Origin of the sequence: Microbacterium sp. UFMG61 (assembly GCF_015354505.1) — a bacterium.
In the GTDB taxonomy this organism is placed as follows: Bacteria; Actinomycetota; Actinomycetes; order Actinomycetales; family Microbacteriaceae; genus Microbacterium.
Genome location: NZ_JACAFP010000002.1, coordinates 67,933 through 83,124 on the forward strand (window position 1 = coordinate 67,933; position 15,192 = coordinate 83,124).

Here is a 15,192-nt window from a genome sequence, read left to right on the forward strand (position 1 = left end):
CCCGGCTGCCGCGATCGGTGCTCCGCGCTCACTCCGCCGTGTGCCCGGACGCCGGCCAGCGCGGAAAGGGGTCGTCGAGCCCGGACCAGTCGGCCCCTGCCGCCAGGAACTCGGAGTCCGAGACCACGGCCCGGTCGAGCGCGGCGGCGAGCGCGGCGGCATCGAGATCGACGCCGATGAATCCGATGTCCTGTCCGAGAGCGAGCACCTCGCCCTCGAGGCCCTCGTCGCGCGCCAGAGGTTCGAGCGAGATCATCTGCCCCACGTGGTCCCAGCTTCCGACGATGCCGGGGCGGGTGGCGAGCCGACAGAAGCCTGCGGAGCGCAGGATGGCTCCGAAGTCACCGCCGGGGAACTGGTCCTGCAGCAGCTGGTGCAGACGGCCGGGGTGGAAGGGCCGCAGCTGCTCGTAGCGGAAGGCGCTGACCCGGAGGTCGCTCATGTGCGGTCGGTGTTCGTCGTTGAGCAGATGCACCCAGCCGGGCTGGTTCTCGAACTGCGAGAACGCGGACGGCGGCGCGGCATCCGATGTTCGATCGAGGCGCAGTCTGGCGGCCGGAGCGAGGTGGCTGAGTGTCGCGAGCAGCACCGACAGGTCTCTGGTCGCGACGTCGTCCCACCCGGTGATCAGGATCGTGCTCGCGTGCTCGATGTGCTGCACCATCCGGAGCGAGCGTGCGACGAACAGCGGCGGCCGGCTGTTCGCGACCGTCACGTAGTCGTCGACCAGGAGATCGTCGAAGAAGGACGCCGCTTCGACGACGCACACGAGTTCGGCGAGGGCGATGTCCTCCGCCTCATCGAAGACTCCGATGGTCGTCTCCACCGAGGCGTCCGCGGGCAGCTCGATCACCATCCTGTCGAGTGATGCGGCGGATCCGGTGGCGTGGACGGTCGCGAGTGCGGCATCCGCTCGGGAATCCGCCAGCGCGTCGGCCGGCACATGGGAGCAGCGCTGGCGTCGCGCGACACGTCGTGCGACCGCCGACCGGGATTCCGGTCGGAGTCCGGTGACGACGGTGATCTGGGTGGTGCTCACGTTTCTCATTTCCGTTCAGGCGCTTCGGGGCCTATCGTGAAGATGATAACGGTTCTCAATAAGGAGGGTGCAATGAAAGTTCGAGCGTCGCTCAAGTCGCTGAAGAATCAGCCGGGTGCGCAGGTCGTCAGGCGGCGCGGCCGGGTGTTCGTGATCAACAAGCTCAACCCGAGGTTCAAAGGTCGACAGGGCTGAGCAGTGCGGGGATGAGCGCGAAGGTCGATGTCAGAAGCGCAGCAGGCTGCGGATCGCGAGAACCGCGCCCGCGCGTGCCCACTCCGTGAACTCGAACGGCTGCACGTCGAGCGGTGCGGGCAGCGCGCTCGGCACGCGGGTGGACTCGATCGTCTCCATGACGGTCTCGCCCTGCAGTTCCATCAGGGCGAGGCCGTCGCCGGTCAGCACGATCTTCTCGGGGTCGAGACCGTTCAGGACGGTGCCGATGATGATGCCGAGCGCGCGCGCCGCATCGCCGAAGGCGCGCAGGGCGATCGGGTCGCCCGCGCGCGCCCGCGCGACCGCGCCGTCGTAGTCCAGGTCGGTGCCCCCCTCGCCCGCAGTGGCGATGGCCTGCACGATGCATGCGCTCGGCAGGTAGGCGCTCGCACAGCCGTGATGCCCGAGTCCGCATGTCGGCCCGGTCGTGTCCACCAGCAGGTGGTCGAGCTGCCCGGCCCGGCCGTTGTGCCCGGTCACCACGCGCCCGTCGACGACGAGTCCGAAGCCGATGCCGGCACCCACGGTGACGAGAGCCAGCGAATCGCATCCCGCTCCGGCGCCGAACCAGTGCTCGGCGGCGGTCAGTGCGCGCACGTCGTTGTCGGCGGTCACCGGGATGCCGAGGCGCTCGCTGAGCAGGGCGGCGAGGGGCACATCGCGCCAGCGCAGGAAGAACGAGGCCACCACGATCTGCTGGCCGTCGACGGTCGCGAGGTCACCGGCCAGACAGACGCCGGCGGCATGGATGTCATCGAAAGTCTCGGAGAAGCGCGCGTGGATCCGCACGATCTGATCGACCGTGTCCTCCACGGAGTTCGACACGAGGGGCTCCTCGATCGAGGCGACGAGCCGGGCGCCGAGGGTGGTCACGACGGCGAAGACCGCGTCGCCGGTGAGCTTGATGCCGAGAAGGTGATGCGCGTCGTCGCTGACGACGAGCATCTCGCTGGGGCGACCCATCGCCCCGCGCAGCGTGATCTCGTCTTCCGCGATCAGGGAGTGCTCGACGAGGAGGCGCGTGGCGCGGGTCATGCTCGCCCGCGACACCTGAAGGCGCCGCGCCAGCTCGGCCCGTGGCAGGGGCCCGTGGATCAGCAGCTCGCGGAGGGCACCGCGTTCGACGCCCGTCAGATGGGGCCAGGTGCGCATCATCGCGCCCGCGTCGTGCTCGGTCACCTGTCCTGCTTTCGGTTCATCGACACCCGGATCATACCTCCGGGCTATACTGGCCTCACTTTGTAAACTTAGGTAATAAAGTAGCTCAACGCAAGGACGCTCATGGCACTTCGACCTCTTCACGACAACTGGACCCTGACCGCCGTCTCCGGCCCGATCCCGCAGGAGGTCGCGCAGGCGGCGGTCGCTGCGACCGTGCCGGGATGCGTGCACACCGATCTTCACGCAGTCGGCCTGATCGCCGCTCCGTTCGACGACGACAACGAGTCGGCGCAGCAGTGGATCGGCAGCACCCTGTGGCGCTACGAGACCGAGTTCGACTGGCACGACGACGGATCGGATCGTCACGACCTGGTCGCCGACGGACTCGACACGGTCGCGGCGATCGAGGTCAACGGGCGCGTGGTCGCCGAGACTCAGAACCAGCACCGGGGGTACCGCTTCGACCTCGGCGCGCATCTGCGCGACGGAACGAACACGCTCGCGATCACGTTCCGTGCGCCCGTGGACGAGGCCGAGGCGCGCAGCGCCGAGCACGGGCCGCGCCCGCACGTGAACCACCACCCGTACAACGCGCTGCGCAAGGCCGCTTTCAACTTCGGCTGGGACTGGGGCATCGACGTCGCCACCAGTGGCATCTGGCGGCCGATCGGCCTGGACAGCTGGACCGGAGTGCGGATCGCCGCCGTCCGGCCGCTCGTCGATCTCGCCCGCCGCGACGACGGTGTCGACGGGGTGCTCGATGCGCACATCGACCTGGACTGGTCGGAGGTCTCCACGGGTGAGCCGGTGCGGGTGACGGTGTCGGTCGGCGGAACGAGCATCTCCGAGCAGGTGGCCCAGGGCGCCGCCGGGGTGGTCGTGAGCATTCGAGTGCCCGATGTGCAGCCCTGGTGGCCCGCAGGCCACGGCGAGCAGCCGCTCTACTCCGTCGAGGTCGCGCTCGACCGGGCCGGCGAGGCCGTCGATCACTGGTCGTCGCGGGTCGGATTCCGCACGGTGGCGGTGGATACGACGCCGGATGCCGAGGGCACACCGTTCGTGCTGCGGGTGAATGACAAGGTGATCCAGGTGCGCGGGGCGAACTGGATCCCCGACCACGCGTTCGTCACCGAGATCGATGTGGACCGCTATCGGCGTCGCGTCCGCGATGCCGTCGAGGCGAACATGAACCTCCTCCGCGTGTGGGGCGGAGGCATCTACGAGTCCGACGACTTCTACGACGCCTGCGACGAGGCGGGCATCCTCGTCTGGCAGGACTTCCTCTTCGCGTGCGCCGCGTATGCGGAGGAGGCGTGGCTCGCCGACGAGGTCGAGGCCGAGGCGACGCAGGCGATCGTGCGGCTCAGCCCGCATCCCTCGCTGGTCATCTGGAACGGCAACAACGAGAACATCTGGGGGCACGAGGACTGGGGCTGGAAGGAGCCCTTGGACGGTCGCACCTGGGGACTCGGGTACTACCTCTCCCTCCTGCCATCGCTCGTCGCCGAACTCGATCCGACGCGCTTCTACTCGCCGGCCAGCCCGTACTCGTTCGCCGAGGGCATCCATCCCAACGACGAGTCGCACGGCACCATGCACATCTGGGACGTGTGGAACACGCTCGACTACTCGGAGTACCGGCGTCATCGCCCGCGCTTCGCCTCGGAGTTCGGGTTCCAGGGGCCGCCCGCGTGGACGACGCTCGTCGACGCGGTGCACGATGAGCCGCTCGATCCCTACGGGCACCAGATGCTCGTGCACCAGAAGGCCGCCGACGGCAACCTCAAGCTCGAGCGCGGCATGGCGGGCCACCTGCCCGAGCCCCGGTCGATCGAGGAGTGGCACTGGGCCACCCAGCTGAACCAGGCCGCCGCCGTGCGCTTCGGCATCGAGCACTTCCGATCGCTCTCGCCGCGCAACACCGGCGCGATCGTGTGGCAGCTGAACGACAGCTGGCCCGTGGTGTCATGGGCGGCGGTCGACTTCGCCGAGCGACGCAAGCCGCTCTGGTTCGCTCTGCGCGACGTGTACGAACCGCGACTGGCCACCTTCCAGCCGCGCGAGTCCGGGCTCGCACTGATCGTGCTCAACGACACCGACGAGCCCTGGCGGGGCGAGGTCGCTCTGCAGCGGACGACCTTCGACGGCCGAGTGCTCGCCGAGTCGGTGCAGACGCTGTCGATCGCGGCGCGCGGAGAGGCGACGATCGGCCTGGACCCCGAGTTCACCGACCACGCCGACGCCGCCGGCGAGATCGTGGTCGCGCGGCTCGACGGCTTCGCCACGGCCGTGCACAACCCGGTCGAGCTCGTCGCTCAGAGACTCGACCCTGATGCGCTCGACGTCGAGGTCCGCCCCGCGGCGGACGAGCCGGGCGTGACGCTCGTGCAGGTCACGGCTCGGGCCTATGTGCGCGACATCACCCTGCTCGTCGATCGGTACGCGCCCGACGCGACCGTCGATCAGGGACTCGTCACGCTTCTCGCCGGCGAGACGGCGGTGTTCCGCGTCGCCGGCGGGGGTGATGCGGATCCGGCCACGCTGCAGGATCCCGCCGTGCTTCAGCACGGCAACGCGCTGCATCGCGGACGCGCCGCCGCGGTGTAGTCGAACCCACGGAGGGGGCAACGCCCGGCCGATCGCGACGAGCGACCGGCCGGGCGATTCTCATGCGTCCGGGGTGGTCGTCACACGCGCACGAGGTGCAGGACGACAGCCTGAGCGGGCCAGAACGGGGGGATCTGCAGCCCGACCGTGCCGAGCGCGGTCCCCGACAGGGTCACGCCCCCGGACTTCAACCACTCGGGCGTCGCGAAGCCGTGCGGTGCCGCGCCGATCTCATCGCGGACCCTGAGGCGGTACCGAGCGTCGGGGTCGAGTCCGTGCAGGCGGATGCGCTCGGGCAGCGAATCCTCCAGAGTGGCGACGCTCGCGATCGTGAACACGGCCTCGGTGCGGTCGACGCTCACGGCGCCGACGACCCGAAGCGCAGGGTCGCGGACGTCGGCGTGCACGGCGGTACCGGTGTGGATCGTCGGGCGGAGCTCCTTGTAGAGCGCCGCCCACCGGCGCAGGACCTCGACCTCGTCGGGGGTGCACTCGGCGATGTTCCACTCGAACCCTGCGGATCCCATCAGGCTCGTCGCGAGGCGGAACGCGAGCGACGTCGTGCGGCCCGAGGAGTGCGCGGTCGTGGGGCCGACGTGTCCTCCGACCAGCTCCGGGGCGAGCAGCAGCTGGGTCCAGCGCTGGATGTCCTGGCGCTCGATCGGATCGTTCGAGTCGCTCGCCCACACGCGGTCGGCGACGCTCAGCACACCGAGATCGCTGCGGGCGCCGCCCGACGAGCACGACTCGATCTCGAGCCCCGGATGCCGGGACTTGAGCTCGCCGATCATGCGGTACGTCGCGAGGGTCTGCGCATGTGTGCCCGGTGCGCCCGCGTGCTCCGCCTCGACCAGATCGCGGTTGTGATCCCACTTGATGAAGTCGATGCCGAGTTCCGTCACCAGCGCGTCGATGCGCCCGAAGATGTGGTCGTAGACCTCGGGCCGTGCGATGTCGAGCACGTACTGCGACCGCCACGACAGTCGCGCCGGAGTCGGGAGGTGATCGGCGGGATGCAGCAGCCAGTCGGGATGCTCGCGGGCGAGGTCGGAATCGAGGTTGATCATCTCGGGCTCGAACCAGAGGCCGAACTCCATGCCGAGCTCGTGAACATGGTCGGCGAGCGGGGCGAGCCCGTCGGGCCAGACCGTGCGGTCGACGATCCAGTCGCCGAGGCCGCTGCGGTCATGGCGGCGACCGAGGAACCAGCCGTCGTCGAGCACGAAGCGCTCGACGCCGACGTGTGCCGCGAGGTCGGCGAGCGTCTGCAGGAACGCCGGATCGTGATCGAAGTACACGGCCTCCCAGGTGTTCAGCACGAGCGGACGCGGGCGGATCGGATGCTGCGGGCGGGCGCGCTGGAACCGGTGGAATCGCTCGGACACACCGTCGAGGCCGGCGCCCGACCAGGCGAAGTAGGCGGTGGGGGTCGTGTAGGTCTCGCCCTGTCGCAGGGTGACCTCGCCGGTGCGCAGGAGCTCGCCCGCACCCAGGACGTCGACCGAGTCGGGCAGTCGATCGTTGCGGTAGGTGACGTCGGCGCTCCAGCCCAGGTGCACGCCCCAGAGCTCGCCGTCACGGTCGCGGGGAGCATCGATCGACACGAGATAGAGCATCGGGGAGTCGTGCCCGCCCCGGCCTCGCCGCGTCTGCCGCACGGTCGATCCGCGGGGGACAGCGGTCGTGTGCGGCGCCTTCTCGCGGGTCCACCGGCCCGAGAACGAGGTCAGGTGGTCGACGGCCTTGGGGGTGGGAAGCGTCGCCTCGAGCCAGCCGACGGAGAGGGCGCCGGGGGAGCCGCCGTCGTCGCCGTGCTCGTCGGGCGCGGTCGAGGTCAGGGAGTGCTCCACCGTGACGAGTCCGCCGACCTGCATCGCGATGGTCGATTCGAGTCGCATGCCGTTGCGGGTGTCGTCGGCGACGATCGAGAGCACGTGGCCCTCGTCATCCCGGGTGCACTCGACCCGATCCCATCGGGGATGCACGGGGAGGCCGCCGCGCGAGACCGCGAGCCCCGGGCGGCCCGCCCAGCCATCCCGGTCGACCGGAAGGATCGAGGCCTGCCAAGCGGCGTCGAGGTCGCCCGAGGAGTGCTGACGGCTGACCGCCGCGGCCAGATCGACGAGCTCGTGGACCGTCGGGGATCCGAGGTCTGCGCCCCAGAACAGCACCTGAGGCAGGGCTGCGGTCGCGGCATCCGAGGCATCGCCGGCGGAGTTCTCGACGAGCAGCGAGACCCCATCACGACGCAGATGGGTGAATCGCGCGGCGTCGGTGCTGTCGGGACGCAGAGCGTCGGTGCGGTCGTGGCGCGCAGCGTCTTCGCTGTGCGCGGGAGGAAGTGCGAGGTCGGTCATGGTGCCCTTTCGCGGCTGAGTGCGTTCGGAGAGCTTCTCGGAAAACGCTTGACGGACATAGTTTAGCTAAGTAACAATGGGGCCGGAAGGTGAGATTCCTCGATCACCACCACACAGTCGGCGCCGACAGCTCTCAGCGGACGCGCCTGAGAAAGGACCAACGATGTTCCGCAGAAAGCACCACGTACGACCGTCCGCGCGGCTCTGGATCGCGGGCGCCGCGGCCGCTGCCACCGCCGCAGTCCTGCTGTCGGGATGCGCGCCCGCCGGAGGGGGATCGTCCTCGTCGTCGAGCGCCGACACCCTGGTCGCCTACACCGGCCAGTCCGGCGACTACCAGATCAACTTCAACCCGTACTCGCCCTCGCAGATCGGCGGCATCGGCACGATCTACGAATCGCTCTTCTTCGTCACGAACGTGAACAATGACCCCTACGTGCCGCTGCTCGGCACCGAGTACACGTGGAACGACGACGGCACGCAGCTGACCGTGGCGATCCGCGACGGCGTCACCTGGTCCGACGGCGAGGCCTTCACCGCGAAGGACGTGGCCTACACGTTCCAGATGATGCTCGACACCCCCTCGCTGAACAACGGCGGATTCGACGGCACGGTCGAGGCCGTCGACGACACCCAGGTCGTGTTCACCTGGGACTACCCGGCGTTCGTGAGCGGCCCGACGATCCTCGGCCGCACGCCGATCGTGCCCGAGCACATCTGGTCGGGGATCGACCCCACCACCGACGTCATGGCCGAGCCGGTCGGCACCGGACCGTACACGCTGGGCAACTTCAAGCCTCAGGCATTCACGCTCGAGTCGAACCCCGACTACTGGGACGGCGAGCCCGCGGTGAAGGCCGTGCGCTACCTGTCGCTGTCGGGCAACACCGCGGGTGCCGACGCGCTGAAGGCCGGCACGATCGACTGGCAGACCGGCCCCGTGCCCGACATCCAGAACGTGTCGACGACTTACCCGGGCTACGACGCGATCACCATCCCGCAGAACCAGGTGGCCCTGCTCACCTGCTCGAGCGCCGAGCTCGGCTGCACGGGCCCGCAGACCGACCCCGCCGTGCGGCAGGCCGTCTACGCGGCGCTGAACCGCGACCAGATCAACTCGCTGGCCTTCCAGAACACCGCCAGCGAGATCTCGCCGACGTTCGCGCTCACCACCACGCAGAAGGACCTGATCTCGGCATCCGTCGCCGAGCCGGTCGCTCCGAGCACGCCCGACCCCGAGGGCGCCGCCGAGATCCTCGAGGCTGCAGGCTGGGCCAAGGGCGCCGACGGCATCTACGCCCGCGACGGCGAGTCGCTCGCGCTGACCGTCGAGGTCGTGACCGGGTGGACCGACTACATCACGGCCATCGACACGATGGCCCAGCAGCTCAAGGCCGCGGGCATCGAGCTGAAGGTCTCGCAGTCGTCGTGGAACGAGTGGACCGACAAGAAGGGCAAGGGCACCTACCAACTGGCGATCGACTCGCTCGGACAGGGCGCGGCATCCGACCCCTACTACCTGTACGACAAGTACTTCAACACCGAGTTCACGGCCCCGGTCGGCGAGGTCGCCCCGCAGAACGTCGCGCGTTTCAGCGACCCCGAGGTCGACGCCGCGCTCGCCGTGCTCAAGGCGACCGACCCGGCCGACACCGCCGCACGCCAGGCGCAGTTCGACATCATCCAGGCCGAGATCGTCACGTCGATGCCGTACATCCCGGTGCTGACCGGCGGCACGACGAGCGAGTTCCACGCCGACAAGTTCACGGGCTGGCCGACGCTCGATGACCTCTACGCCTTCCCGGCGATCTGGGCGTCGCCGGACAACGCGCAGATCTTCAAGTCGCTGACGCCGACGGGGGAGTGATCGTGATCGTCGCCGCGAAGGAGCCCGTCGGTCGGGACGGAGGACGCACGCCGTGAACTACGTCGTTCGAAAGCTCGGGTTCTATCTCGTCGCCCTCTGGGCCGCGCTGACCCTGAACTTCCTCATCCCCAGGCTGCTGCCCGGCAACCCGGTCGACATCCTGCTCGCGAAGCTGCAGCAGCGGGGTGGCATCGTCACCCCCGCGACCCGCGAGGCCTACGAGCTCCTTCTCGGCGGCGACTCCGACCAGCCGCTGCTCCTGCAGTACTGGAACTACCTGGTCAACGTCTTCCGCGGCGACCTCGGCGTCTCGGTGAGCTACTTCCCCACCCCGGTGACCGAGGTCATCAGCACCTCGCTGCCGTGGACGATCGTGCTCGTCGGTGTGGCGACCGTGCTGGCCGCCGTGATCGGCGTCACCCTCGGCGCGATCGTCGGGTGGAAGCCGGGCACCTGGCTGGACTCGCTGGTGCCGGCCACGACCCTGCTCGCCGCCGTGCCGTACTTCTGGCTGGCGCTGATCCTGGTCTACTTCTTCGCCTCGACCCTCAAGATGTTCCCGTCGCAGGGCGGCTACGACGTCGTGCTCGATCCCGGGTTCAGCTGGGAGTTCATCGCCTCCGCGATCCAGTACGGATTCCTTCCTGCGCTCACGATCGTCATCGCGTCGGTCGGCGGCTGGCTGCTCGGCATGCGCAACATGATGGTGTCGACGCTGTCGGAGGACTACATCGTCACCGCCCAGGCGAAGGGACTCACGCCCGGACGCATCCTGCGCAGCTATGCCGCACGCAATGCGGTGCTGCCCTCGATCGCCGGGTTCGCCATCTCGCTGGGCTTCGTCGTCTCGGGGTCGATCGTCACCGAGCAGGTGTTCTCGTACCCGGGCATCGGATCGAAGCTGCTCTCGGCCGTCACGAACAACGACTACGCGCTCATGCAGGGCCTGTTCCTGTTCATCACCCTCGCCGTGCTCGGCGCCAACCTGATCGTCGATCTGTTCTACGGCCTCATCGATCCGCGCACCCGGGTGAACGCATGATGGGCCGGGCGATCATCGCGCACCCCGCATCCGCGCTCCACCTCTCGGAAGGATCCGGCGCATGACGAACCTCTCACCTCGCACCGAGCCCACCGTCGCCGACTCGACGATGACCCTCGCGACCGCGCGGGCCGAGCGGGGCAAGCCGCCGCGCTCCGCCTGGCGGATGATGCTCCCGACGATGACGCCGTGGCTCGCCTTCGGCCTGATCCTGATCGGCGGCATCACCCTCTTCGGCGTCATCGGCCCGTTCTTCGTGCAGGACCCGACGACCATCCGCGACACGGGTCTGCAGCCGCCGAGTGCGGAGCACATCCTCGGAACCACCCAGACCGGGCAGGACGTGTTCGCGCAGCTCGCCTACGCGACGGCCGGATCTCTGCAGATCGGCCTGATCGTCGGCGTGCTGGCGACGCTGCTCTCGGCGTTCTTCGGCATCCTGGGCGCGTACATCGGCGGCTTCGCCGACGAGGCGTTCTCGCTGTTCTCGAACGTGTTCCTCGTGATCCCGGGTCTGCCCCTCGTGATCGTGATCTCGGGCTTCGTCCCGCAGGAGCAGCGTGGCCTGTGGACCATCGCGGTCGTTCTCGCGATCACGGGGTGGGCGGCATCCAGCCGGGTGCTCCGGGCGCAGACGCTCTCGATCCGCAACCGTGACTACGTCGCGGCATCCCGGGTCGCGGGCGAGAAGGCCGGCCGTGTGATCGCCGTCGAGATCCTGCCGAATCTGCTCCCCGTGCTCGCCTCGCAGTTCGTGTTCGCGGTGATCGCGGCGATCCTCGGAGAGGCGGGGCTCTCGTTCCTCGGTCTCGGCGCCTCGAACTCGTCGACCCTGGGCACCATGCTGTTCTACGCCCAGAACGGCTTCGCCCTGTCGCTCGGTGCCTGGTGGTGGTTCGTGCCGCCGGGGCTCATCATCGCCCTGTTCGGCATGGGGCTGTCGCTCGTCAACTTCTCGATCGACGAGATCATCAATCCCAAGCTCAAGAACGTGCGGCTGCATCGCCGCCGCGCGAAGATCGCGGCCCGTGAAGAGCGCGCCCTCGCCGCCCGCGAGAACCGCGAGAGAAAGGCCCTGGCATGACCCTCACCGAAGCGCCCCCTCGCCGCTCCCAGCGCGAGGCCGTCATCACCATCGACGATCTCTCGGTGGTCTACGAGGTCGAGACCCCGGTCACGGCCGTCAAGAATGCGAGTCTGACGCTCGCCCCCGGTGAGATCCTCGGGCTCGCGGGCGAATCCGGATGCGGCAAGACGACGCTCGCCTATGCGATCAACCGGCTGCACAAGCCGCCGGCCCGCATCGCGTCGGGAACCATCACGTTCCATGATCGGGACGGCTCCGACCTCGATCTGATGGCACTGGAGGACGACGAGCTCCGCGCCTTCCGCTGGACCAAGCTGTCGATGGTGTTCCAGGGTGCGATGAACGCGCTCAATCCCGTCACGACCATCAGGGCGCAGCTGTGCGACGTGCTGCTGACGCACCGGCCCGAGCTGTCGAAGCGGCAGCGCGTCGAGCGGGCGGGCGACGTGCTCGAACGCGTCGGCGTCGATCGTGCGCGCCTGCAGTCGTATCCGCACGAGCTGTCGGGCGGAATGCGCCAGCGCGTGATGATCGCGATGGCTATGCTGCTCGAACCGCAGGTGATGATCATGGACGAGCCGACCACGGCACTCGACGTCGTGGTGCAGCGCGACATCCTGCGCGAGATCGTGCGGCTGCGGGACGAGCTCGACTTCGCCGTCATCTTCATCACCCACGACCTGCCGCTGCTCCTCGAGATCAGCGACCGGATCGCGATCATGCTGCGCGGCGAGATCGTCGAGCTCGGCACCGCGGAGCGCATCTACCGCGAGCCCGAGCACGAGTACACGAGGCAGCTGCTCTCGTCGTTCCCGAGTCTGAGCGGGGCACGCGGAGCATTCATCCGAACCGGAGACGACGAAGGGCAGGGGGACCACCGATGACCACGATCCGCGTGTCCGAGCTGACGAAGGACTACACGATCAAGAAGGGGCTGCGCCGCAGCGCGTTCCGCGCGGTCGACGGGGTCTCGTTCGAGCTGGTCCCCGGGCGCACGGTCGCCCTCGTGGGCGAGTCGGGGTCTGGCAAGTCGACGATCGCGCGCATCCTCTCGCGTCTCGAGAAGCCGACGGGGGGACGCATCGAGGTGACCAGGGACGACGGCACCCCGGTGCCGCGCGCGCTCTACCGTCGGCACGTGCAGATGGTCTTCCAGGACCCGTTCGCCTCGCTCAACCCGTTCCACACGATCGAGCACCACGTCGCCCGGCCCATCCGCATCCATCACCCCGATCGCAACACCCGGGCCGTGCACGACAAGGTCGTCTCGATGCTCGAGCGGGTGAACCTGCACCCCGCGGCGGAGGTGGCGGCGCGGCGGCCGCACGAGCTCTCGGGCGGACAGCGGCAGCGCGTCGCGATCGCCCGGGCGCTGGCTCCAGGCGCCGAGGTGCTGATCGCCGACGAGCCGGTCTCGATGCTCGACGTGTCGATCAGGCTCGGAGTGCTCAACCTGCTGGGGCGGCTGCAGCGCGAGGACGATCTGGCGCTGCTGTACATCACCCACGACCTTGCGACCGCCCGGCACTTCTCGGACGAGATCCTCGTGCTGTACCGCGGACGCATCGTCGAACGCGGGCCGGCGGATGACGTGATCCTCAATCCGCAGCACGCGTACACGCGGCTGCTCGCCGTCGCGGCACCCGACCCCGAGAAGATCGGAAAGGTGGTCTCGGGAGAGGTGGTCACCGATCGGTCGACCCTCGACAACACCGTGTGCTTCAACCATTACACGCAGTCGTGGGAGTCGGCGGAGCGGGAGACCGCAGGTGTCTGAGCGCGTCGTATCGCATCGCGGGTCCGCACCCTGGCCGACCGAGGGGATCTCCTTCGGCGGCGACTACAGTCCCGAGCAGTGGCCGTGGGAGGTGGTGCTCGAAGACATGGCGCTGATGCGCGAGGCGGGGGTGAACCTCGTCACGCTCGGTGTGTTCTCGTGGGCGGTGCACGAGCCTCGCGAGGGCGTCTTCGACTTCTCGTGGGTCGACCGCATGCTCGACCTCCTGCACGAGAACGGCATCGCGGTCGACCTCGCCACGCCCACGGCCGCCGTGCCGATGTGGCTGCATCGCCTGCATCCTGAGATCCTTCCGCAGGACAGGAACCGGCATCCGCTCGCGCCCGGTGGCCGCCTCGGCTGGTGCCCGTCGTCGCCGGTCTTCCGCAGCTACGCCCTGCGGATCGTCGAGCGTCTGGCCGAGCATGTCGCCGAGCATCCGGCCGTGCGGCTCTGGCACGTCAGCAACGAGCTCGGCGGCGGCAACGCGCGCTGCCACTGCCCGGTCTCGAACGCACGATTCCGTGAATGGGTCGCGGCGAAGTACGGCACCGTCGATGCGCTCAACGCGGCGTGGGGCATGGCGTTCTGGGGCAACACCTACTCGTCGTTCGAAGAGGTGACCACGCCGTGGGGTGAGACGGCGCACAACCCGGGCCAGCTCCTCGACTACGAGCGGTTCTCATCCGCCGAGCTGCTCGACCACTACCGCGCCGAGAAAGACGTGCTGCGGCGGCTCGCCCCCGGCGTGCCGGTGACGACCAACTTCATGGTCGGTCTCGGGCCCGACGTGGTCGACTACACCCGGTGGGCCGACGAGATGGACATCGTGGCCAACGATCACTACACGTTCGGACCCGACCCCCTGCGGCACCAGGACCTGGCCTTCAGCGGCGATCGCATGCGCGGGCTCAGCGGCGGCGAGCCGTGGATGCTCATGGAGCACGCCACCGGAGCATCCAGCTGGCATCGCATCAATCAGCCGAAGGCGCCGGGCGAGCTCGCGCGGCACGCCCTCGCGCACGTGGCCCGCGGGTCAGACAGTGTCATGTACTTCCAGTGGCGCGCCTCGCGATCGGGCACCGAACAGTTCCACTCGGCGATGCTGCCGCACTCGGGACCGCAGAGTCGCGTCTTCCGTGATGTGGTCGACCTCGGTGCGCACCTCGAGGCGCTCGCCGAGGTGAGGGGGAGCACGGTCGCGCCCGCCGAGGTCGCGATCCTGCACGACAACGAGGCCGGATGGGCGCTGAAGTCGGGGCTCAAGCCGATCAACGACCTCCGCTACGCCGACACCGCGCGGTCCGTGCACAACGCCCTGTTCGCCCGGGCGGTCACGGCCGACGTCGTCGCGCCGTGGACGGCTCTCGACCCCTACCGACTGGTGATCGTGCCGGGACTGTTCCTCGTCTCGGACGAGGATGCGCGCGCCGTGCACGACTTCGTCGAGGCCGGTGGCACCGTGCTCGTCACCTGGTTCTCGGGCATCGTCGACGAGGTCAACACGGTGCGTCTCGGTGGATACCCCGGAGCGTTCCGAGAGCTGCTCGGGGTCACGAGCGAGGAGTTCTCGCCGCTGGATGCCGATCAGAACCTGCGACTCGACAACGGCTGGACGGTGCGGCGCTGGGCCGAGCGGCTGCGCGAACCCGAGCCCGACGACGGCACCGAGGTGCTGGCGCGTCACACCGAGGGAGCGCTCGCCGGAGGGCCTGCGCTCACGAGGCGTCGAGTCGGGGCCGGGACGGCGTACTACCTGTCGGTCGACCTCGACGCCGAGAGCCTGGGCGCGCTGATCGATCGGCTGCTCGATGAGACGGGGATCGCGTCGACCGCTGCGGTGTCGCCCGGGATCGAAGCAGTCCGACGGGTGGGGGAGGATGCCACGTACCTCTTCCTCATCAACCACGCGGGTGAGGACGGATGGGCCGAATCTCCGGGAGTCGACCTTCTGACCGGTACCGAGCACTCGGGGACCGTCTCGATCGCTGCGGGAGGAGTCGCGGTCATCCGAGAGCATGGGGGCGGCTGACGGGCGT

General features: G+C 69.0%; 11 protein-coding genes. 8 read left to right on the forward strand and 3 right to left on the reverse strand.

What is annotated here, in order from left to right; translation table 11 throughout:
- Positions 1–28 precede the first annotated feature (28 nt).
- Positions 29–1,039 carry a GTP-binding protein gene (locus IXW21_RS18500; RefSeq protein WP_194762647.1) on the reverse strand — a complete coding sequence of 337 codons (1,011 nt, stop codon included), beginning with the start codon at positions 1,037–1,039 and terminating at the stop codon, positions 29–31.
- 72 nt (positions 1,040–1,111) lie between these two features.
- On the opposite strand from IXW21_RS18500, the gene ykgO reads away from it, so the two are divergent.
- Positions 1,112–1,234 carry a type B 50S ribosomal protein L36 gene (ykgO, locus tag IXW21_RS02240; protein WP_036311902.1) on the forward strand — a complete coding sequence of 41 codons (123 nt, stop codon included), beginning with the start codon at positions 1,112–1,114 and terminating at the stop codon, positions 1,232–1,234.
- 30 nt (positions 1,235–1,264) lie between these two features.
- Here ykgO and IXW21_RS02245 read toward each other — a convergent pair whose 3' ends face one another.
- Complete coding sequence (locus IXW21_RS02245; RefSeq protein ID WP_323742139.1) at positions 1,265–2,434, reverse strand: ROK family transcriptional regulator; 1,170 nt, start codon at positions 2,432–2,434, stop codon at positions 1,265–1,267.
- Positions 2,435–2,536: 102 nt separating this feature from the next.
- On the opposite strand from IXW21_RS02245, the gene IXW21_RS02250 reads away from it, so the two are divergent.
- Complete coding sequence (locus IXW21_RS02250; RefSeq protein ID WP_194762648.1) at positions 2,537–5,023, forward strand: glycoside hydrolase family 2 protein; 2,487 nt, start codon at positions 2,537–2,539, stop codon at positions 5,021–5,023.
- 80 nt (positions 5,024–5,103) lie between these two features.
- On the opposite strand, the gene IXW21_RS02255 is transcribed toward IXW21_RS02250, so the two are convergent.
- Entirely contained in the window at positions 5,104–7,380 is a 2,277-nt protein-coding gene (locus IXW21_RS02255) for an alpha-galactosidase (protein WP_194762649.1), read from the reverse strand.
- Between the two features lie 163 nt (positions 7,381–7,543).
- Here IXW21_RS02255 and IXW21_RS02260 point away from each other — a divergent pair, with 163 nt between their 5' ends.
- The 6 genes from IXW21_RS02260 to IXW21_RS02285 all read left to right on the forward strand — a co-directional run bounded on the left by IXW21_RS02260 (position 7,544) and on the right by IXW21_RS02285 (position 15,185).
- Positions 7,544–9,247 (forward strand): ABC transporter substrate-binding protein, encoded by a 1,704-nt coding sequence (locus IXW21_RS02260; RefSeq protein ID WP_194762650.1) that lies wholly within the window; start codon positions 7,544–7,546, stop codon positions 9,245–9,247.
- 52 nt (positions 9,248–9,299) lie between these two features.
- Positions 9,300–10,289: an ABC transporter permease gene (locus IXW21_RS02265; RefSeq protein ID WP_194762651.1), complete on the forward strand. Its 990-nt coding sequence runs from the start codon at positions 9,300–9,302 to the stop codon at positions 10,287–10,289.
- Positions 10,290–10,350: 61 nt separating this feature from the next.
- Entirely contained in the window at positions 10,351–11,373 is a 1,023-nt protein-coding gene (locus IXW21_RS02270) for an ABC transporter permease (protein WP_194762652.1), read from the forward strand.
- Positions 11,370–12,260 (forward strand): ABC transporter ATP-binding protein, encoded by an 891-nt coding sequence (locus tag IXW21_RS02275; protein WP_194762653.1) that lies wholly within the window; start codon positions 11,370–11,372, stop codon positions 12,258–12,260. Before IXW21_RS02270 ends, IXW21_RS02275 begins: the two co-directional genes overlap by 4 nt.
- Positions 12,257–13,153, forward strand: a complete 897-nt coding sequence (locus tag IXW21_RS02280; RefSeq protein WP_194762654.1) for an ABC transporter ATP-binding protein — start codon at positions 12,257–12,259, stop codon at positions 13,151–13,153. Before IXW21_RS02275 ends, IXW21_RS02280 begins: the two co-directional genes overlap by 4 nt.
- Positions 13,146–15,185 (forward strand): beta-galactosidase, encoded by a 2,040-nt coding sequence (locus IXW21_RS02285; protein ID WP_323742140.1) that lies wholly within the window; start codon positions 13,146–13,148, stop codon positions 15,183–15,185. The genes IXW21_RS02280 and IXW21_RS02285 overlap by 8 nt, the downstream gene beginning before the upstream one ends.
- Positions 15,186–15,192 lie beyond the last annotated feature (7 nt).